The sequence below is a fragment of the Bradyrhizobium sp. GW821-FHT13H06 genome (genome assembly GCF_058803975.1).
Genome location: NZ_JBXAPN010000012.1, coordinates 14,280 through 33,484, shown reverse-complemented (window position 1 = coordinate 33,484; position 19,205 = coordinate 14,280). Strand labels below are relative to the sequence as shown.

20 protein-coding genes are annotated in these 19,205 nt (G+C 64.0%); 11 read left to right on the top strand and 9 right to left on the bottom strand.

Annotated elements, in window-relative coordinates; genetic code table 11:
* Nucleotides 1-8: 8 nt before the first annotated feature.
* A complete protein-coding gene (locus AC1RQP_RS34200; RefSeq protein WP_492941554.1) occupies nt 9-926 on the bottom strand; it encodes an intradiol ring-cleavage dioxygenase in 918 nt (305 codons plus the stop codon).
* 163 nt (nt 927-1,089) lie between these two features.
* On the opposite strand from AC1RQP_RS34200, the gene AC1RQP_RS34195 reads away from it, so the two are divergent.
* A complete protein-coding gene (locus tag AC1RQP_RS34195) occupies nt 1,090-2,364 on the top strand; it encodes a serine hydrolase domain-containing protein (RefSeq protein WP_492941552.1) in 1,275 nt (424 codons plus the stop codon).
* Nucleotides 2,365-2,428: 64 nt separating this feature from the next.
* Here the strand turns inward: AC1RQP_RS34195 and AC1RQP_RS34190 are convergent, their stop codons facing one another.
* From AC1RQP_RS34190 to AC1RQP_RS34180, 3 genes are all read right to left on the bottom strand, one after another.
* A complete protein-coding gene (locus AC1RQP_RS34190) occupies nt 2,429-3,748 on the bottom strand; it encodes a TRAP transporter large permease (RefSeq protein WP_239622154.1) in 1,320 nt (439 codons plus the stop codon).
* Complete coding sequence (locus AC1RQP_RS34185; RefSeq protein WP_239622153.1) at nt 3,745-4,260, bottom strand: TRAP transporter small permease; 516 nt, start codon at nt 4,258-4,260, stop codon at nt 3,745-3,747. The genes AC1RQP_RS34190 and AC1RQP_RS34185 overlap by 4 nt, the downstream gene beginning before the upstream one ends.
* Nucleotides 4,261-4,342: 82 nt before the next feature.
* Nucleotides 4,343-5,341, bottom strand: a complete 999-nt coding sequence (locus AC1RQP_RS34180; RefSeq protein WP_239622152.1) for a TRAP transporter substrate-binding protein — start codon at nt 5,339-5,341, stop codon at nt 4,343-4,345.
* Nucleotides 5,342-5,720: 379 nt separating this feature from the next.
* On the opposite strand from AC1RQP_RS34180, the gene AC1RQP_RS34175 reads away from it, so the two are divergent.
* The 7 genes from AC1RQP_RS34175 (at nt 5,721) to AC1RQP_RS34145 (ending at nt 12,091) form a co-directional block, all read left to right on the top strand.
* Complete coding sequence (locus AC1RQP_RS34175) at nt 5,721-7,178, top strand: sensor histidine kinase (RefSeq protein WP_492941799.1); 1,458 nt, start codon at nt 5,721-5,723, stop codon at nt 7,176-7,178.
* A gap of 172 nt (nt 7,179-7,350) precedes the next feature.
* Nucleotides 7,351-8,172 carry a FadR/GntR family transcriptional regulator gene (locus tag AC1RQP_RS34170; protein WP_492941550.1) on the top strand — a complete coding sequence of 274 codons (822 nt, stop codon included), beginning with the start codon at nt 7,351-7,353 and terminating at the stop codon, nt 8,170-8,172.
* Nucleotides 8,173-8,322: 150 nt separating this feature from the next.
* Entirely contained in the window at nt 8,323-9,144 is an 822-nt protein-coding gene (locus AC1RQP_RS34165) for an ABC transporter permease (RefSeq protein ID WP_035670422.1), read from the top strand.
* Nucleotides 9,141-9,947, top strand: a complete 807-nt coding sequence (locus tag AC1RQP_RS34160; protein WP_492941547.1) for an ABC transporter permease — start codon at nt 9,141-9,143, stop codon at nt 9,945-9,947. The genes AC1RQP_RS34165 and AC1RQP_RS34160 overlap by 4 nt, the downstream gene beginning before the upstream one ends.
* Nucleotides 9,944-10,702, top strand: a complete 759-nt coding sequence (locus AC1RQP_RS34155; protein WP_028177800.1) for an ABC transporter ATP-binding protein — start codon at nt 9,944-9,946, stop codon at nt 10,700-10,702. Before AC1RQP_RS34160 ends, AC1RQP_RS34155 begins: the two co-directional genes overlap by 4 nt.
* On the top strand, nt 10,699-11,031 hold the full coding sequence (locus AC1RQP_RS34150; RefSeq protein ID WP_492941545.1) for a hypothetical protein: 333 nt from the start codon (nt 10,699-10,701) through the stop codon (nt 11,029-11,031). The genes AC1RQP_RS34155 and AC1RQP_RS34150 overlap by 4 nt, the downstream gene beginning before the upstream one ends.
* Nucleotides 11,032-11,035: 4 nt before the next feature.
* Entirely contained in the window at nt 11,036-12,091 is a 1,056-nt protein-coding gene (locus tag AC1RQP_RS34145) for an ABC transporter substrate-binding protein (protein ID WP_492941543.1), read from the top strand.
* 54 nt (nt 12,092-12,145) lie between these two features.
* Here the strand turns inward: AC1RQP_RS34145 and AC1RQP_RS34140 are convergent, their stop codons facing one another.
* The 4 genes from AC1RQP_RS34140 to AC1RQP_RS34125 form a co-directional block, all read right to left on the bottom strand.
* Entirely contained in the window at nt 12,146-13,693 is a 1,548-nt protein-coding gene (locus AC1RQP_RS34140; RefSeq protein ID WP_492941541.1) for a peroxidase family protein, read from the bottom strand.
* Nucleotides 13,694-13,954: 261 nt separating this feature from the next.
* Nucleotides 13,955-14,227 carry a hypothetical protein gene (locus tag AC1RQP_RS34135; RefSeq protein WP_492941539.1) on the bottom strand — a complete coding sequence of 91 codons (273 nt, stop codon included), beginning with the start codon at nt 14,225-14,227 and terminating at the stop codon, nt 13,955-13,957.
* Between the two features lie 141 nt (nt 14,228-14,368).
* Complete coding sequence (locus AC1RQP_RS34130) at nt 14,369-15,100, bottom strand: cytochrome c biogenesis CcdA family protein (protein WP_239622146.1); 732 nt, start codon at nt 15,098-15,100, stop codon at nt 14,369-14,371.
* A gap of 207 nt (nt 15,101-15,307) precedes the next feature.
* On the bottom strand, nt 15,308-15,574 hold the full coding sequence (locus AC1RQP_RS34125) for a hypothetical protein (protein ID WP_239622145.1): 267 nt from the start codon (nt 15,572-15,574) through the stop codon (nt 15,308-15,310).
* A 483-nt stretch (nt 15,575-16,057) separates the two neighbouring features.
* On the opposite strand from AC1RQP_RS34125, the gene AC1RQP_RS34120 reads away from it, so the two are divergent.
* The 3 genes from AC1RQP_RS34120 to AC1RQP_RS34110 all read left to right on the top strand — a co-directional run bounded on the left by AC1RQP_RS34120 (nt 16,058) and on the right by AC1RQP_RS34110 (nt 18,635).
* Nucleotides 16,058-17,107, top strand: coding sequence for a LysR family transcriptional regulator (locus AC1RQP_RS34120; RefSeq protein WP_492941536.1), 1,050 nt, complete (start codon nt 16,058-16,060; stop codon nt 17,105-17,107).
* A gap of 28 nt (nt 17,108-17,135) precedes the next feature.
* The gene (locus tag AC1RQP_RS34115; RefSeq protein ID WP_020608151.1) at nt 17,136-17,507 is read left to right on the top strand and encodes a helix-turn-helix domain-containing protein; all 372 of its coding nucleotides are present in this window, start codon (nt 17,136-17,138) and stop codon (nt 17,505-17,507) included.
* Between the two features lie 306 nt (nt 17,508-17,813).
* On the top strand, nt 17,814-18,635 hold the full coding sequence (locus AC1RQP_RS34110) for an enoyl-CoA hydratase (RefSeq protein WP_492941533.1): 822 nt from the start codon (nt 17,814-17,816) through the stop codon (nt 18,633-18,635).
* A 158-nt stretch (nt 18,636-18,793) separates the two neighbouring features.
* On the opposite strand, the gene AC1RQP_RS34105 is transcribed toward AC1RQP_RS34110, so the two are convergent.
* Complete coding sequence (locus AC1RQP_RS34105; protein ID WP_492941531.1) at nt 18,794-19,201, bottom strand: ASCH domain-containing protein; 408 nt, start codon at nt 19,199-19,201, stop codon at nt 18,794-18,796.
* Nucleotides 19,202-19,205 lie beyond the last annotated feature (4 nt).

Sequence of the window (19,205 nt, the reverse complement as noted above, 5' to 3'; positions counted from 1 at the left end):
GGGAGCCGTCACGCCGGCTCTGCCGCCTTCGTCCCCAGCGGCTTCGGTGCCATGCCGCCGCCGGGCTTGAGGTGGAATTCGTAGGTCATCAGGTGCCACGGCCCGTTCGCCTTGCTGCCGTCGGGCATCGCCGAGTCATTGCGCGGCTCGACCTTGGCGATCAGGTCGTCCTTGACGCCGAACACCACGTCGGAATCCAGATATTTGTCGCCACCGATGAAGACGTGCGTGATCAGCGGCTCATAGCCCTTCGCATTGACCAGGAAGTGCACATGTGCCGGGCGCATCGGGTGGCGACCCGTCTGCACGATCATCTCGCCCACCGGCCCGTCAGTCGGGATCGGGTAGCTGCACGGCAGGATGGTGCCGAAGAAGAAGCGGCCGTCGCTGTCCGTGATGAAGCGCGCCCGCGCCGAGGCGCCGATCTCATCATAGTTCGGCTTCTGGGAATCGTAGAAGCCGTCATCGTCGGCATGCCAGACGTCCACGGGAACGTTCGCGAGCGGCTTGCCCTTGAGATCGGTGACGCGGCTCTGCACGAACATCTTCTCACCGGTGAGATTGTGCGGCGAGATGTCGGTGCCGTGCGCGGTCACCTTGTGCTCGCCGACATAGAACGGACCGAGCACCGTGGTCTGTGTGGCGCCCTCGCGGTCGCGGTGGTTAACGGCGTCGACCAGCATGGAGACGCCGAGCACGTCGGACAACAGGATGAACTCCTGGCGCGTGTCGGTGCATTTCTGCCCCGTCCGGGTCAGGAAATCGATGGCGTATTCCCATTCCTCGAAGGTCAGGCCGGTCTTGCTCACGTAATCGTGCAGCGACTTCACCAATTCCTGCAGCAGGAATTTTGCCCGCGGGTTCGGCGTCTGGTCGAAGCTCCGAACGACGGCTTCGGTGAGTTCGGTCTCGTTGAACTGCGTCATGATGCGTTGCCCTCGCGTTTTTCTCGTTGGCCCGGGTGGGCTCCCTGGAGGCGTTCCGCCGCCGAGCCTACACCAGTCGGCCCGGCTGCGTTAAGCGCAACCGACTTGGAATGGGGCCGCCATTTCGGTATCAACTTTCCGACAAAACGCCCCGGAGGAACTGATGCTCGCCCCCACCCCCGCCTCGCCCGAATCCGTCGGCATGTCCAAGGCCGCGCTCGACCGCGTCGATGCCCATCTGAAGAACCGGTACATCGATGCCGGCCGTTTCCCCGGCACGCAGCTCCTGGTCTATCGCCGCGGCAAGATCGCTCACAGCTCGGTGCAGGGCTTCGCCGACCTCGAACGCAAGGCGCCGGTGAAGGATGACACCATCTACCGCATCTATTCCATGACCAAGCCGCTCACCAGCGTCGCCTTCATGATGCTGGTCGAGCAAGGCCTCGTCGCCATCGACGAGCCCGTCGCCAAATACATTCCGGAATGGAAGGATCTCGGCGTATTCGTCGCCGGCACCTACCCGGCCTTCCTGGCCCGGCCGCCGTCGCGGCCGATGCTGATCGTCGACCTGCTGCGCCACACCTCCGGCCTCACCTACGGCTTCCAGCAGCGCTCCAATGTCGATGCCGCCTATCGCAGCGAGAAGATCGGCGAGGTCGAGAAGTCAGGCACGCTCCAGACCATGATCGAGGGCCTGGCAAAGATCCCGCTGGAGTTTTCGCCGGGCGAATCCTGGAACTACTCCGTGGCGACCGACGTGATCGGCTACCTCGTCGGCAAGATCTCGGGGATGCCTTTCGAGCAGTTTCTCAAGCAGCGGATTCTCGATCCGCTCGGCATGACCGACACCGATTTCCACGTGCCGGCCTCGAAGGCGCATCGCTTCGCCGCCTGCTACTCGGCGGACCCCGGCGGCGGCATGACGTTCCATGCCGGACAACGCCGCGAGGGCCTCACTCTTCAGGACGATCCGACGACGAGCTCGTTCCTGTCACCCCCCTCCTTCATCTCCGGCGGCGGCGGGCTGTGCTCGACGGTCGCCGACTATCTCACCTTCTGCCGCGCCCTGCTCAATGGTGGTGAGCTCGGCGGTGTCAGGCTGATCGGGCCGAAGACGCTGGCGCTGATGACGACGAATCACATCCCGGGCGGACGCGCGCTGCCGGAGGTGTCGCGCTCGCTGTTCTCCGAAGCCACCTATAACGGCATCGGCTTCGGCCTCGGCTTCGCCGTCACCATGCGCCCGGCCGAGACGCTGATCGCCGGCAGCCCCGGCGAATACAATTGGGGCGGCGCGGCCACGACCTCGTTCTGGATCGATCCGGCCGAGGAGCTGATCACGATCTTCATGACGCAGGTGCTGCCGTCGAGCGCCTATCCGATCCGCCGCGAGCTGCGCAGCATGGTCTACGCGGCCATCACCGAGAGCAATCTGTAAGCGGTGGAATCGATCCCGCGGCCGCGCCGCGGGATCGCACTCTCAGAAGCTCACTTGCAGACTCTCATTTCAGCATCTCCGGCACGATCAGACGCGGCAGGAACAGCGACACGCTGGGCCAGACGATGACCGCCGCCAGCACCAGCAGCATCGGTATCAGCATGATCATCGTGTCCTTCAGGGCATAGCGCAGTCGCACGCCGGCGATCGAGCAGGCGATCATCAGACACAGGCCGTAGGGTGGCGTCACCAGTCCGAAGGCGAGCGATACGATGGAAATGATCGCGAACTGGACCGGATGGAGATCGACCGACTTGGCGAGCGGCTCCAGCACGGTGCCGACGATGATGATCGCCGGGATGGCGTCGAGGAAGCAGCCCACGACCAGAAAGCAGAAGGAGATGAAGAAGCCGGCCGCAACGGCGCCCATGCCCCAGGTCGAGACGTTGGCCAGCAGCTCTTGCGGGATCTTGTAATAGGCGAGCAGCCAGCCGAACGCACTTGCGGTGCCGACACAGAACAGCGCCACGCCGGCAAGGCGCCCGGTGTCGAGCAAGGCCTTGTACAATTCGCGTGGCCCCGTCTCGCGGTAGAAGAATGTCGAGAGCGCTACGGAATAGAGCACCGCGACGCAGGCGGACTCGGTCGCGGTGAACCAGCCGAGCAGAATACCGCCGACGACGATGAACGGCGTCATCAGCGCCGGTATCGACCGCCAGATGGCGGATCCCATCTCGACCCAGGTCGATTTCGGATAGGTGGGGTAGCCCCGGCGCACGGCATAGATGTGCACCGTCACCATCTGCGCGCCCGCGATCAGCAGGCCCGGCACGATGCCGGCCAGATACATCGCCGCAATCGAGGTCGAGATCAGCCCACCCCACACGATCATCAGGATCGACGGCGGAATGATGACTGCAAGCACCGCCGACACCGCGGTGATGGCGATGGAGAACGAAAGGTCGTAGCCTTCCTTGTTCTGCGCATCGATGAAGATCTTGGACTGGCTCGCCGCATCGGCGGTGGAGGAGCCCGAGATGCCGGCAAAGAACACCGACAGCACGACGTTGATCTGCGCCAGGGATCCCGGCCAGTGCCCGACCATCGAGCGCGACAGCGTCACGAGGCGATCGGTGATGCCGCCGATGCTCATCAGGTTCGCCGTCAGCAGGAAGAACGGCACCGCGAGCAGGATGAATGAATTGTACGCATTGAAGGTCTCCTGCGCGAGCGTCATCAGCGACAGGTGCGGCTCGATCAGCAGGATCGGCACACAGGCAAGACCGAGCGCGAAAGCGACCGGCACGCGCGCGATGAGCAGGCCGATGAAGACCCCGAACAGCAGCATGGCAGCCTGTCCGGCAGAAAGTACGGTGCCGCTCATCTCTGTGCCCCGGCCAGAACGCGCAGTTCATCGATGATCTGTTCACCCGCAAAGACGATCCACGTCAGACCGGCCACCGGCCAGGCGACATGGATCAGCCAGAGCGGCAGATCGGCCAATTCCGACGTTCTATTCCAGGCAAAACGGGTGAACTCGATGCCGGCGGTTACGAACACCAGCGCCAGCGCAAGCACGCCGAGTCGCGCGAGGATCCGCACCGCGGCCTCCGACCTCCGCGACAGGTCGGGCCACACGTCGACCTCGAAATGCTGCGCCTCCCTGATGCCGACCATGGCACCGATCATGATCGTCCAGATGAACAGGAAGCGCGCCATTTCCTCCGTCCAGATGTAGGACGGAATGAACGGCGTGTAGCGTGAGATGATTTGCAGCGTGACCGGAATAACGAGGATGCCGACGCAGGCGGCCAGCAGGAATTCCAGCAATTTCGCATAGGCCGCGGTGACGCGACGCCACAGCGACGGTGTGGACGGGACGTGCATGTCGGACATTGGGACTCCGTACGGCGCTCATCCGCCACGTCCGGGCAGGAAGCGGGGCCTGCCCGGACGATCGCCGGCGGACGCAACGACCTCAGACGACGTTGATCTTCTCGAAAATGCCTTCCGCGCCGATCTCCTTGGCGTAGGTGGCGATCACGGGGTCGGCGAGCTTCTTCATGGCGTCCCGCTCTTCGAACGGAACGCGCTTGAGCTTGCCGGCCTTCTCAAGCGTGTCGAGCTTGACGACCTCTTCGCTCGACTCCAGCTGGCGGCCGTAGTCGCCGGCCTCCTTGCCGGCCTTCATGATCGCGTCCTGCAAATCCTTCGGCAAGGTCTTCAGCGTCTTTACCGAGAAGCAGATCGGCCGGATCGACACGGCGTGCTGGGTCAGATTGAGATGCGGAGCCACTTCGTAGAACTTCATCGCCTCGACGCCGGCCGCCTCATTCTCGCCGGCCGAGATCACCCCGTTCTGGATCGCGTTGTAGATTTCGTTATAGGCGATCACGGTCGGGCTCATACCGACGGCCGCGAACGTCTTCGACCAGATCGGCGCGCCCTGCACGCGGACCTTGAGCCCCTTGAGGTCGGCGAGGTTCTTGAGCGGCTTGTTGGCGAAGATGTTGCGGATGCCGCCGCCGGCATAACCGATCAGAACGACCTCGGCCTTCGCCGCGACCTCGTCGGCGATCGGCGCCAGGATGTTGGCTTCGACGACCTTGTTCATGTGATCGATGCCCTTGAATACGAAGGGCGCATCGATGAACGGGGCCGCCTTGGCGAAGGTCGACATGTGAGCCGGCGAGACGATGCCGTAATCGACAGCCTTGCCCTGCGACATGTACTCGAAATACTGCTTCTCGAGGCCGAGCGAGGAGTTCTTGTGCAGGGTGAAATTGACTGGCTTGCCGTAGTATTTCTTCACCAGCTCCTCGAATCGGATCAGCGCCCGATTGAAGGCATGGTCGTCATTGAACTGGACCGCGCCGTTCAGCGTGATCGGGGCTTGCGCCCTGAGGATCGACGGCATGCCGAGCGTAGCCGCCGCAGTGGTCGCACCGATACCAGCGAGAAATGACCTTCGCTTCATCGTCTCCCCTCCCTTTGATGCTCCGCCCCTGTCGCCGGGCCGTGAGCGCAGCCGCTATGCGGCTTGCATTCATGGAGCGTATGAAAAACTACGGCGGGACGGAAGTCATTTCGCTTGGGCTGGACGTCCTCTTCGTCGCAGAGCTCCGCCGGTGCCGCCTGCTGCACTGCCGCGATCGCGATGATCTGACGCCACTCCAGACTGGGTCACAGCGTCTTTCGCGGGATCGCACCGGCCGTGAAAATCGTGGCACCGGGCAAGTACTGCCCTTATGGTCCTCCCAAAATCATGATCCGGCGCCGCTGCGCTGGAACCGGGACGCCCACGCTTGTCAAAGCTTACCCTGCCGGTCCGGCTCGCCCTCCTGGTCGCGGGAACGATGTTGCCGCTGATCGTCTTTGCCGTCGGCCTCGCCTATTCCAACTATCGCCAGGATCGCAGCGAGGTAACGCGCCGGGTGCTGGAGACCGTGCGAAGCATGCGCCTCGTGCTCGACTCCGAGGTGCAGCGGATGACGGGCGGCTTGCAGGTGCTCGCGCTCGGCGATTCCCTGCAAAGCGGCGATTTCAACGGCTTCCGCCGGCTGGCGGTCGAATTCACGAGCCAGTATGGCGGCGACAGTGTCCTGCTGCTGGCCGACAGATCCGGCCGGCAGCTGTTTTCGACCGTGACGACGGAAACAGCGAGCCTGCCACCGCGCAACAATCGAGAGATCGTCGAGCGGGTGTTTGCAAGCAAGGCGCCGCAATATTCCGACCTGTTCGTCGGTTCGACCGAGAAACGGCCGATCGTGACCGTGGAAGTTCCCGTGCTTCGCAATGGCGAAGTGGCCTATGCGCTCTCCTTCAGTCCGCCGATCGCGATATTCCAGAAATTGGTCGAGCAGCAGCGGCCAAACGATCAATGGACGGTGTCGCTGCTGGATACCAAGGCTCGCGTGTTCGCGCGTACACCCAACCCTGCCGAGACGTTCGGCAAGCAGGCTTCCGGCGCACTCCACGATGCGATGTCGCACACACCGGAGGCAGCGCTTTCGACCGTTTCGCTCGACGGCGTCGCGCTATCCTCCGCCTTCACCCGATCGCAGCTGACCGGCTGGACGGTCGTGGCCGGCGTCAGCGAGAGCTCGCTGATCGCGCCGCTCTGGCGCGACATCGCGATCACCAGCCTGATCGGCGGCATCCTGCTGCTGGTCGGCCTCACCTTTGCAGTCAGGATGGCGACCACGATCGCGCGCGGCGAGATGCTGCACGATCTCCTGATCGAGGAGCTCAACCATCGCGTCAAGAACACGCTGGCCCTGATGCAGGCGATCGCTGTGCAGACCTTCCGCAGCGCCAGCCGGGACGAGCGGACCAAGTTCGAGGGACGGCTCGGCGCGCTGGCCGAGGCGCATAATCTCCTGAGCCAGGAGAAATGGGCGGGATCGGAGCTCCGGGACGTGATCGCCCGCGCGCTCCAACCGTTCCTGCTGAGCAATCACGACCGCATCCGCATGACCGGCCCGGCCGTGCCGCTGTCGCCGCGGCTCGCCGTGGTGCTGTCGATGATCGTGCACGAGATCGCCACCAACGCCGCGAAATACGGCGCGCTGTCCAACGAGACCGGCCGGGTGACGCTGGACTGGGACGTCATCGCTGATGCGCCGAAGCCGCGACTGCGGCTGATCTGGACCGAGACCGGCGGCCCGCCGGTGACGGCGCCGGTGCAACGCGGCTTCGGCTCGCGCCTGATCGAGCGCAGCGCGCGCGACCAGCTCGACGGTGAGGCAACCGTCGACTTCCTGCCGCGCGGCGTGGTCTGCACGGTGATCTGCACGCTGGACGAGGCGCCCTGATCCAACGGCCTCCCCCAGCGCATATCGCAACGCAGCACAATCATGCTGCGACAATTGCGCTTGCCCGCACCCAATCATCCGATGTTAAACATCGGATGATTGTGAAGCTGCCGGGCGTGGCAGCCAAGACAAATGAACCGGCCGCGACAGGCCGGACGGGAGAAACGTACGAGTGGCACGAGCGCGCCCGAGCCCCGTCGACAAACTGGTCAAGCCCGGCCGCATTCGCGCCGTGCTGACGACGCTCGGCCGCGAGATCGCCCAGGATCTCATTCCCGTCGGGACGACCCTGCCGCCGGAGCCTGAGCTCGAAACCCGTTTCGGCGTCGGGCGCGGCGTGGTGCGCGAGGCCATCAAGACGCTTGCCGCCAAGGGCCTCGTCAGCGTGCGGCCGCGCCACGGCACGCAGGTGCTGCCGCGCCACGAATGGAGCCTGCTCGACCGCGACGTGCTGAGCTGGCTCGTCGGCCAGGACGAGCCCGACCGCGACCTCCTGCTGGCGATCCAGGAGGTGCGCTCGATCATCGAACCTGCAGCCGCAGCTCTCGCCGCCCAACGCGCCACCAGGAACGATTGCTGGCGGATCGACACGGCCTTGGCTGCGATGCAGACTGCAAAGGACCAGGCCAGCGCCCTTGCCGCCGACAAGGCATTCCATCTTGCCATCCTGGACGCGACCCACAACCCGGTCCTCCAGGGCTTTCGCGGCGCGATCGACACCATCCTGAGCACCGTCTTCACCGTCGCCGTCGTCAGCACCGGCGGCTGGTTCAGGGATAATCTGCCGAACCACGTGGCGGCGGCGCGAGCCATCGAGAGCGGCAACCCGGAGAAGGCGCGCGCCGCGATGGAACGCCTGCTGGGCTACACCCGATTGAAACTTTCGAACCGGAAGACGGCTATCGCCGCGGCGACCCGTAAAACGGTCGGATCGGCCGTGCGCTCGCCCAGGAAAACGAAGTTCAAGAACAAGAGAAAACGCCATGGACCGTGACACGAAGGGCTCGGCCCAGATCCTCGCTCCGCCGGGATTCGCGAGGCTCACAAACCGACGGAGATATGCCATCGCGCGAGACGCGGTTACGATGTCGGGAAGATCAGCGTGAAATGCCGACACAGGCATAGCTGAGCGCAGGGAGGTCACATGCAGGTGACGGGCAGTCTGAAGGGGCGATCGTCGCGGCTGATGCGCAGCGTCAATTCGCTGGCGGGAGCCGCGATGTTCGTCGCGCCGCTGCTTGCGCTGGTCGCGATCTGGGCCATCGTCGTGCCGCTGTTCAACGTCAATCCGCGCGTGTTTCCCTCGGTCGGTGCGGTCGGCGCGGCCGCGCTGGACTCGATCCGCGACGGCACGTTGTTCGCCCATGTCGGCGCCAGCCTCTTGCGTGTCGGCCTGGGCACGCTGATCGGGATCGCAACCGCCGTGCCGCTCGGCATCGCCATGGGCGTCAGCCCGACGGTCGCGGCCTTCCTGACGCCGCTGTTCCGCTTCTTCTCGGTGCTCGCCGGCATTGCCTGGATTCCGATCGCGACGCTGTGGTTCGGCTACGGTTTCGGCGCGATCGTCTTCGTGATTTTCAACGCCGTGTTCTTCGTCGTCGCCTACAACACCCTGCTCGGCGTCAGGACCATTCCACACACGCTGCGCAATGCCGCCGCCTCGCTCGGCGCCGGCCGCTGGGCGCTGCTGACCGAAGTGCTGCTTCCGGGCGCGCTCCCCAACATCGTCACCGGCATTCGGACCGGCCTTGGCTTCGCCTGGCGCGGGCTGATCGCCGCCGAGATGATCGCGACCAATGTCGGGCTCGGCTACATGCTGTTCGTCGCGCGCGACTTCTACCGCACCGAGGTGATCGTGTTCGGCATGATCGTGATCGGCGTTCTCTGGCTTCTGATCGACCGCCTGCTGCTGGTCCCGCTGGAACGCGCGACCATCGAGCGCTGGGGCATGGTGAGGCGCGCATGAATCTGATGCTGCAAATCTGGGCCGGCTATACCCGCCTGACCCGGCGCTGGCCGGGGCTCGCCGCGATCATTTCCTTCATCCCGGTGCTGGCGCTGTGGACCGCGGTGAGCGAGGCCGGATTGTTTCCGCGCGCGTTCTTTCCAGGCCCGGCCGACGTCATGCGCGCGTTCTTCACCCTCACCTACAGGGGCATCCTGCCCGACTATCTCCAGGACAGCCTGATCCGGCTCGCGACCGGCGCCGCGGTCGGCATGGCGCTCGGCATTCCCCTGGGAGTCCTGATCGGCACCAGTCGCTGGGCGCACCGCATCTGCTGGCCGGTGCTGCTGTTCTTCCAGGCCATCGGCGACATCGCCTGGCTGCCGATCCTCCTGATCTGGTTCGGCTTCGGATTGACGACGATGACCTTCGTCATCGTCTACACCGTGCTGTTTCCTGTGGTGCTCAACACCGTGCTCGGCGTCGAATCCGTGCCGCGCGACCTCTCGCGCGCCGCCTTGAGCCTCGGGGCCTCGCGCGCGCGCGTCTTGTGGGAGGTGACGCTGCCGGGCGCGCTGCCCAACATCATCACGGGCCTGCGCAACGGGCTAGGCTATGGCTGGCGCGCGCTGATCGCAGTCGAGATGATCGTCGGCACCTCGGGCATCGGCTTCATGATGTTCGACGCCCGCCGCGCCGGCTCGACCGTCGAGATCCTGCTCGGCATGATCATTCTCGGATTGCTCTGGTACATCGTGGACGCCTGGATCCTCGCGCCGCTCGAGCGCGCGACCGGCCAGCGTTGGGGATTGGTGACATCATGAAGACGCTCTCGCTGCGCAATCTCGGCAAGACCTATTTCGATCCCTATGCGGGCGCGCATGTCACCGCCGTCCACGATGTCTCGCTCGACGTCGAGCCCGGCGAATTCATCTCGGTGGTCGGTCCCTCCGGCTGCGGCAAGACGACGATCCTGAACATGATCGCCGGCTTCATCCCCTATTCGAAGGGCGACATCCTGCTCGACGGCAAGCCGGTGCACGGGCCCGGCCCCGAGCGTGGCGTCGTGTTCCAGTCTTTCGCGCTGTTTCCCTGGAAGACGGTGCTCGACAATGTCGGCTTCGGCCCGAAGATGCGCGGCGTGCCGAAGGCCGAGCGCGACCGCATCGCGCGCGAATATCTGGCGCTTGCCGGGCTCTCGCATGCGGCGCACCGCTATCCCAACGAGCTCTCCGGCGGCATGCAGCAGCGCGTCGGCGTGGTGCGCGCGCTCGCCAACAACCCCGACGTCCTGCTGATGGACGAGCCCTTCGCCAGCGTCGACGCGCAGACGCGCATGACGCTCCAGGAGGAACTGACCCGCATCTGGCAGGAGCGCAAGCCGACGGTGATCTTCATCACCCACGACGTGGCGGAAGCGGTGTTTCTCGCCAACCGCGTCGTCGTGCTGTCGAAGGGACGCGTGCTCGACGAGATCGCGGTCGACCTGCCGCGCCCCCGGGTCTGGGACGACCTCGTCAAGGACGACCGCTTCAAGCAGCTCTCGGCGCGCGTGCTGCAGATGGTGCGCGCAGCATGAGCATCGCCTCCGAGGTCCTGCGCTCGCCCAAGGGCCGCATCGTGCTCGGCACGATCGCCGCATGGGCGCTGTTTCAGCTCTGGCTGACGATCGCGGCGCCGGGCAAGATTTCGCCGGAGCTCTCCGGCACATCGGAAAAGGTCAACGTGCAGATCGAGCTGCCGTTCGTGCCGGAGCGCTTCCACGTGCTCGCGTTCCAGCAATACGGACGCGTCTCGGGCACGGACGAGCACTCGATCGAACTGCGCGGTGTCAAAAGAACGGACCTCAACGCCGTGGCCCGGCCTTACTGGGTCACGGCGGTGGGGCCGATAAAAGAGGGAGGCTGAGGACATGAAACGACTCTTGCTGCTTGCGATCGCGCTTCTAGCCGGCATGGTGCCGGCGAGCGCCCAGACCTTGACGAAAGTGAAGGCCGGCATGGTCACCGGCATCGACCAGATCGGCCTGCCGATCGCGCTCGAGCGGGGCTTCTTCGAGAAGTACGGGCTCGACGTCACGATCGCGCGCCCCTACGCCACCGGCGTCGACGCGCTCAACGCGCTGCAGGCCGGCGAGAGCGAGATCGTGCAGGTCGGCGTGCCCATGATCGGCGCCGTGCTGCGCGGCATGGACCTCGTCGCGCTCGGCAATTACAGCGGCAACGCTACCAAGGCCGGCTCCGACGCGACGATGGCGATCATCGCGCGCGAAGGTTCAGGCATCGTCAAGGGCGACCTGTCGACGCTGAAGGGCAAGAAGATCGCGGCGTCCTTCGGCACGATCAACCATCTCTACATCCTGGCAACGCTGGAGAAGGCCGGGCTGAAGCCCGACGACGTGACGCTGGTCAACACGCCGCCGCCGGACATGACCGTCGCCCTGCTCGCCAAGGGGATCGATGCGTTCTCGGGCTGGGACCCCTGGCCGATCGTCGCCGGCAAGGATGTGCCGGGCGCGGTCGAGATCATCCGCGGCGGCGACGTGATCTCCTATATCGGCTTCAACGTCGCGCTTCGCCCCTGGGTGCAGGCCAATGGCGAGACCATCGAGAAATTCCTCGCCGCCGTCTCCGAGGCCGACCAATGGATGCGCAAGAACCCGAAGCTGGCGGCGCAAGTCGCCACGCGCTGGATTCCGGGGCTCAAGCAGGACGTCGCCGAGGCTGCGATGCAGTTCAACATCCAGCAGGCGGACCGCCGGCTGTCGGCGAACAACTACCGCGCGCTGTGGAGCGCCGAGGACCGGCTCTCCCGCCTCGGCATCCTCAAATCGACCTTCGACGTCAATGCGCATATCGAGCCGAAGCACATTCTCAAGGTCATGAAGGACCGTCCCGAGCTGTTCGCCGATCTGCCGCCGATTCCGGAGACGGCGGCGATCACGCCGGGCTACGTGTTCAAGCCCTGAGCACGTCCAGACCGGCGCGCTACGCGCGCCGGTCCGGCCAAGTCTTATCGCGCTTTAGACGGTCGCGATGCCGTCGATCGGGCTGATATCGCCGACGAAGCGCAGCAGATCGGCCATCGTGAATTCGCCCGGCACTTGCGATGCAAGCGTCGGCTTCCAGCTCTTGCCCTTGAGCCAAAGGTAGGACTGGTGATCGCCATGGACGAGGCCGACGAAGACCTCGGCGAGCAGCGTCGCGCCGACCGGCCCGAGCCGTTCACCGTTGCCTCGTTGCTCCGCCTCCTTGAGGATGTAGTACCAGAGCGGGGTGTGTTGGTGCAGGCCATGCTTCTTCGCCACGGCACCGTCGCTCCCCTTGGAGATTTCTTCCGGAGACAGTGGATTCTTGATCTTCATGGCCTTGGCGACGTCCTGCCCTGACGGCAATCCCAGCAACACGCCGCGCTTGAGATTGCGGAACGGCAGGCTGCCGCCGTCACCGGGCAGTGTGTGGAGTTGCGGCACGATGAAAGGATCGATCTTGCGCGACGGATTGAGCGTCACGCCCGCAGGATTGTTCGGCAGCACTTGGAAGTAGCGCCGCCAGTCGATGATCCAGTTGCTTGAAAGCACCGGAAGCGGGAGCGGCGGCGTTATCGGGTTCGGCGCCAGGTCGCCGATGATTCCTCCCGAAAGCCCGGTGAACCTAAACAGCAAATCGAGAGTTGCAGGAATACCGCCCGGGCCGGGCGTGAAGATCCTGTTGTGGCTATAGACCTGGCGAACCATGCTGTGACCGAGACGATAGACCGCCCCTGAAAACTCGACAGGCATGTAGGGAATCTTCTTGAAGCGATAGAAGCGCCGACCCTGCTCGAGGATCTTTGCGACGATGCCCTTCTCGGTGATCCGCTCCACGAAATCGTGCAGGACCATCCATTGGTAGTGCCAGGTCACGATGCGGCGCGCTTCCTCGAAGATCTCGCCCGCCGGCTTGCCCGACGCTGCGAGCTGATCGCAGACCTTGTTGTGAAACTTCAGCATCGCGAGATGGGTTTGCGCGACGAGCAGGTTCTCGTCGTTGCGGTGATCGCCGATCAGCGCAAACCCCTCGGGATTGCGCGCCAGGTCGTTGCGATGATCGCCGGTGATGGCGTCGACGTTGACGGTCTTGCCGATCAGCAGCTTGGGGCCCGGTGTCTTGCCGTTGTCGCTCGCCGAATTGCGCGCGTACAGATGACGGCTTCCATCGGGACCAAGACCATAGATGCTGTCGAGATCGAGTGCGGGCGTGCGAAAATTGGTGACCGCCATCGGATCGGCTTCCTTCTCGCCGAAGGAGGTCAGATCGAGCGTGATATCATGGTCGATGAATTGCCCGAGATAAGTAAAACCGGCGGGGACGTTGAGATTGTTTCCCGCGGCGTCGCCGGGGGCGAGATCCTTCATCGCGTCGGCGAGCTCATGCAGCGGACCGTCATCGACAGCCAGCGGCTCCAGGGTCGGAAACATCCGGCCAAACATGCCCGGATCGTCGTGTCCGGAAAGCGTATCCAGAAATTGTCGCGTCGGTTGACGTCCGGCCTTGCCATGACCGGGATGAACATTCACGTCGGTTCCCATCGCTTGCTCCTGCTCAGAATGCTTAAGGGAGAGGGGCGCCGAAGATGTCGCTTGGTCTAAAATTCTCGTTTCAGTATATGTTCTGAAGAATTGCCCCTCAGGGTGCAGTACGACGAAATATTACTACAGATTGCATTCTGTCGGTGAGTCCCACCGGCGAGGCTTTTTGCCCCACCAACGACACAGGCTTTTGATTGCCTGGAGCTCGAGCAGGAAAGACTAAGGCGCGATCGACGAGCCCCGCTCAATCTTCTTCGCGCGTCAGCGTTTGGCTGCGTACCGCGACCAGATCTCGGCGTCCGTGTAGAAGTCCACGCCGCCATCGAGATCTCTCACCAGCCACTCGCCGAGATAGACGATCTGGGTGCCGCTGCGCCGCTCGTGCCGAAGCTCGAATTTTCCATCGGCATCCTTCTGCAGCGAGCAATTCGACTGAACCCAGCTCGGCCACTCCTGCAACGGCTGCCCCAAAAATTGCCAGGCAACCAGAGCAGCGTTGTCCGACAAGGGCTCTATGCGCAGTGTCTTGTTCACGAGATCTCCACCATGCGATTTGTCCCCCGATGCAACGCCTCGGGATTGGAAAGGTTTGGCATCGTCGTTCCGTGACAGCATGCCTGACGGATTTCAACGGTTCCTCTACTTTCTTGTCCGTGAAAACCCGGTCTCCGCGCCCTAACCGATCGTCTGCAGCGCCGGAAACGTCTCGAGCAGCCAGATGCTCACATTCGAGACCGCGCCGGTGAGAAAGCCGATGCCGGTGATCACCATCAAGACGCCCATGGCGCGCTCGACATTGACGAGGTGGCCCTTCATGCGCGCGAACAACGCGGAGAACTGTTCGATCATCAGCGCGGCGATCAGGAAGGGAATGCCGAGGCCCGCGGAATAGACCGCGAGCAGGCCGGCGCCCTTCGTCACCGTGGCTTCGGCCGCGGCGATCGAGAGGATCGCGGCGAGGATCGGGCCGATACAGGGCGTCCAGCCGAAGGCGAAAGCGAGGCCCATGATATAGGCGCCCCAGAGGCCGACCGGCTTGGGGATCGGCAGCCGTCCCTCGCGCATCAGCAGGCCGATGCGCGTCAGGCCGAGGAAATGCAGGCCCATGATGATGATGACGATGCCGGCGAGAATCGACAGCTCCGCCGACCAGGCTCGGATCAGCCCGCCGACCAGCGAAGCGCTGGCGCCGAGCGCCACGAACACCGTGGAAAAGCCAAGCACGAACAGAAGCGCCGACATCATGATCGCGCGCTTGGAGGCCGCGACCGGCTCGTCGCTCTCGACATGCTCGATCGTGGCGCCCGTCAGGTAGACCAGATAGGGCGGAACCAGAGGCAGGACGCAAGGCGAGAGGAAGCTGACGAGTCCGGCAATCAGCGCCGCCGGGATCGAAACATTTTGCATGATGCAATCGAAGCCATCTCAGGCACCGGTACGGCGCGCAAGGAATGCGCCCGGCCCGGAGCCGAACCGGCTCTGGTGTAGCCGATGGCTGAGAATGCGCAACAGACGCGCACGAAAACCAGGGCTCCTCCCGATGCCATCCGTGATCACAGATGCGGCATCGGGACGCGCACAAACCTCGCCAAAAAGCGAGATTCGGCGGCGCGGCTACTTCACCACGCGGAGCAGCGGACGCCGGGGCTGGTCCTGCGTCTGCTTGGAAGGGGTCGGCGGCTCGCTCGCAGCGCTCCGCAGCATTTCGTCGCACAGCGCCTTGAGATCGGCGCTGTCAATTCCTTTCAGCTTCATCCGCACGTCGAGGATGACAATGGACAGCATCTCGGCCGACTCACGGTTGTTGCACTCGTTGAGAGCCCTGCGGCACTCCTCGAGCGTTTCCAGCACCGACTGCAACTGTTCGTCTGAATGCGACACTTGCGTTCTTTCCGTTAATTCGGCCTGCGAGACGTATTTGTGGCGCCCCCTTTGGCCCGCATGGACGACCAAAGATAGCACGAGGCTACTGCGCCTCCGAACCTGATTTCAGTGTGTTTCTGCCGTGAGACCGTGGTTCCGGCCGCAGTCGCCCCGCAGCAGCATTGGCGATCGCCGAACTGGTCCGGGAGCAAACGTCTTGCGCGGTGCGATCGATCCATCGCGTGAGACGGCATTTGCCTTCGCGCATGAATTTCCATCACGGACAGCGCCGGCAATCCCGCAGCCATTTCGCGGCCCGCAACGGAACTCACGCCACATTCCCCTCAGCCGGGCGATAGCCTGCCCAATCCCACCCCAAGACAGCACCCCAATACCGCCCACAAGTTGATAAGGATGACGTTCAAAACTCGTCATTCCCCAACCCGCCGTGGTTGTGGTTTGCGTCAGATTCTGCCACTTTAGCTACCTGAAGGAAATTGTATGCACTCCTTGGCGGAAAGGGGCGTTCCGCTGGAAGAACGCCTAAAAGCAAATATCAGCGGCCTCTCCGATTGGGATGCGGCCCGCATTTTCCTGGAAGTCGTCCGATGCGGAAGTTTCCGCTCGGCGGCCGAACGTCTGTCGCTGTCGATCAACGCCGTCCGCCGCCGAATCGATGATTTCGAGCGTCAGACCGGCACCACCCTGTTCACCCGCGACGTTCACGGCACCCATCTGACCGACGAAGGTGCGATGGTGGTCTCCGCCGTCGAGCGCATGGAGGCCGCGGCCTTCGACGTGCTGCGGACCAGCGATTCGACCGCCAACGTCCTGTCCGGCGAGGTCCGCGTCGCCGTCACCGAAGGCCTCGGGACGTTCTGGCTCGCCCCGCGGCTGGTCGAATTCCAGCAGGCCTATCCGAAGATCCTGGTCGACCTGCATTGCGCGATGCGCTCGGCCGACGTCTCCCGCCACGAGGCCGACGTAGCAATCCATCTGTCGCGTCCCTCTGCGCTCGACGTCAAGCTGGTGCGGCTCGGCCGCATGCATCTGATGTTCTGGGCCTCCGAGAAATACATCGCAAAGCATGGCGCGCCGCGCTCGGCGGCGGAATTGATCAAGCACCGCCTGGTGCTGCAATTCGCCGACCAGCTTGCCGCCAAGGAGACATTCGAGAGCTTCTTCCCCGGCGTTTCGGAACGCGACCTCCTGGTCATGAAGACCAACGTCTCGAGCGCCAACTACTGGGCGGTCGCGAATGGCGCCGGCATCGGCGTATTCCCGAGCTATGCTATTGCGCTTGGCGGGAAGTTGATTCCACTGGAGGTCGAGCTGAACCGACCGCTGGATATCTGGCTGTCCTACCATCCCGGTAGCGGCCGCATTCCCCGCGTGCGGCACATGATTGACTGGCTGATCGACGCTTTCAATCCGGCTCGCTTCCCGTGGTTTAAGGAAGAGTTCGTGCACCCGCATGAATTCAAGGACTCGTATATGGGCGAACCCCTGACCCAGCTCTTCGGGGGATTTTCAACCGAAGAACAAAGGTGAGACGAATATGAAAGCAGCGGCAAAAAGAATGAAGCAGCGCAGTGCCGGCAAGCCGGATATTGAGCTTGGCAAGCGGATCCGTCTGCGGCGCGTCGAGATGAAGATCTCGCAGGCCGAGCTCGGCGAGAAGCTGGGTGTCAGCTTCCAGCAGGTTCAGAAATACGAGAAGGGCGTCAATCGCGTCGGCGCGGCTCGGCTTCAGCAGATCGCCTCCGCCCTCGATGTGCCCGTGACCTTCTTCTACGACGGCGACAACAAGGCCCGCGAAGTCGAGAGCCTGCTCTTCCTCGACAGCGCCTTCAGCCTCCGCCTGCTGCGCGCCTACAGCAAGATCAAGGACCAGACGGTGCAGCGTCAGCTCGTCTCGCTGATGGAATCGATCGCGGCGAACGAGAGCTGAGATCGGTCGGCGCTCTGGCTTTTACGGCCGATGTTCAATCCGCCGCGTCACGGGGGCGCGGCCGGATTGAACGAGAGCCGACGAGATATGCCTGCGCCCGCGCGCTTGCGCGAGGTCCGTCTTGGTGTGGCCTGTCTCGGGGCGGCGTTGCCGCCCTTTCTTCTTGGCGGTTTGCCGCCATTTGCCGAACTTCGCGCGCCATGCAATCGCAGCACAGGCGGATGCAAGCTCTCCTCCCCTGCGCCGGTTGACCACGGCAGCGGCGACGCCGCACATTGCGCTCGGCCACAGACAAGCGAGCGCACGATGCCCGACATTTCCAGCACGACCGGAACTCCTTACGCCGGCGGCAAGATCCTCAAGCACGCGGCCGATGGTGTCGGCGTGGTCACCTTCAACAATCCCGACAAGCGCAATGCGATGTCGCTGGAGATGTGGGAGGGATTTGGCGAGGCGCTGGCGGCCTTGCGCGACGACGACACCGTGCGCGTCGTGATCCTGCGCGGCGCCGGCGGCAAGGCGTTCGTCTCGGGCGCCGACATCAGCCAGTTCGAGAAGGTCAGGCACAATGCGGCGGCGTCCGAGGAGTACGCCAGGCGCAGCGCCGCCCAGCGCGCGCTGCTCGCCGACTATCCGAAGCCGACCATCGCCTGCATCGACGGCTATTGCCTTGGCGGCGGCATGCAGGTCGCGATGCTCGCCGACATCCGCCTCGCCTCGCACGGCAGCCAGTTCGGCATTCCCGCAGCCAGGCTCGGCATCGCCTACGGCTATGACGGCTTGCGGCATCTGGTGTCGCTGGTCGGCCCAGCCTGGGCGCGGCTTCTGATGTACACGGGCATGCGGATCGATTCCGCCGAGGCGCTACGCATCGGTCTCGTCGAGCGCCTGTTCCCGGCGGGCGAGCTCTGGGGCGAGACCATGACGATTGCCGCGACGATCGCGCAGAACGCCCCGCTCGCGATCAAGGCCGCCAAGATCACCATCGCGCAAGTGCTGAAGGACGAAAGCGCGCGCGACATGGAGGCGATCAAGGCAATCGGCAATGCCTGCATGGACTCGGAGGATTTCCGCGAGGGCCGGCAGGCCTTCATGGAGAAGCGCAAACCGCAGTTCCGGGGTCGCTGAGGCTGAACCGGCGTTCAGGTAGATTAAATTCCTCGTGCAACTTTACGCAGTCGCAACCACTCGATGTCGCGAAAGTTCTCCCGCCACCAACGAGGGAGATTACGATGACACTGAAATTTGCTGTTCTTGGTCTGGCTGCCATGGGCGGAGTCGCGACGCTACCGAGGGCCGTCGTCGAACACCTCGACCAGACGGAAGCGCTCGCACATCAGCATCATGTCTTCGCTGAACCGTCCGAGCCGGCCGAAATAGATCCGGTGGGCGCTGCGCCAATAAGCCAGGCTCCGATCGCCTTCGCCCTCCTCGTAAGCGAAGGCGGCATCGACATCGTTGAAACGTCGATAAGCGATCTCGGTGGTCTCGATGACACAGCGCGGCTCGCCCCGTCCGTTGAGCACGACCCAGCGCTCACCGGGCGTCGAAACATTGGGTTCGTCTTCCGTGCTGCACGTTGCTGTCTTGACTCCCCTGACGACGAGCTCAAGCAATTCGTCCGCGAGCTCGGGACCGTCGCCGAACGCAAACGTCCGCAAGTGCCGATACCGTTCCGGGACTGGCTTACTCATGATC